The following is a 1,060-nucleotide window of genomic DNA, read 5'->3' as shown; positions in this document are numbered from 1 at the left end:
GCCCACAACACCACACGCGCAACCCCTGCCAGGTATCACACACGCATGGTTTAGCCTCATCCACGTTCGCTCGCCACTACTAGCAGAATCACAATTGTTTTCTTCTCCTACGGGTACTGAGATGTTTCACTTCCCCGCGTAACCCCCACACAGACTATACATTCATCTGCAGGTAACACTCCATAACAAGTGCCAGGTTTCCCCATTCGGACATCCTCGGATCAACGCTTTGTTGGCAACTCCCCGAGGCATAACGCAGCCTCACACGTCCTTCATCGGCTAAGCATGCCAAGGCATCCACCGTACGCCCTTGTAACAAAACAAAAACACACAACAAACAAACAACAAACAACCACCACACACAAACAGCGCACAATGATCATCTATTGTCAGGCAAACTTACAATCAAAAAATTCTTCCACAAGAATAAAGATGCTCGCGTCCACTATACAGTTCTCACACAACACACCCCACACACCAACCACCAACCAAACCAGTCAATGATCAACACGCGGAATCAATCAAGACAACACAACTGCTGCCTCAGACACCCAACAGTGCACCAACACACAATAATGATTACTTCTTTTTGACTACATAACCCGGCCACACTGCAACCACAACCACAACCACCACACGAATGCATGACAGTCTGTAGCTGGTGTGTCTCCACCCGGAAACAACAATTGGCAGCCACACCCACGGTGACTCAACCAACAAACAAGCCCACAACTGTGAGCCAACAAAAAATAAACTCCTTAGAAAGGAGGTGATCCAGCCGCACCTTCCGGTACGGCTACCTTGTTACGACTTCGTCCCAATCGCCGATCCCACCTTCGACAGCTCCCATGACAGGCCACTGGCTTCGGGTGTTACCAACTTTCATGACGTGACGGGCGGTGTGTACAAGGCCCGGGAACGTATTCACCGCAGCGTTGCTGATCTGCGATTACTAGCGACTCCGACTTCATGGGGTCGAGTTGCAGACCCCAATCCGAACTAAGGCCGGCTTTGTGCGATTAGCATCCCCTCACAAGGTAGCAAACGCGCTGTACCGACC

At 50.8% G+C, this 1,060-nt stretch carries 2 rRNA genes; both read right to left on the bottom strand.

What is annotated here, in order from left to right:
* Positions 1-324, bottom strand: a 23S ribosomal RNA gene (locus ACXIUA_RS10535); the annotation flags it as partial.
* A 438-nt stretch (positions 325-762) separates the two neighbouring features.
* Positions 763-1,060: ribosomal RNA gene (locus tag ACXIUA_RS10530) — 16S ribosomal RNA — on the bottom strand; the annotation flags it as partial.

The organism is Corynebacterium sp. UMB8791, assembly GCF_054166365.1.
Note: the sequence above shows the minus strand (reverse complement) of the source record. Positions and strands in the feature narration are given on the sequence as shown.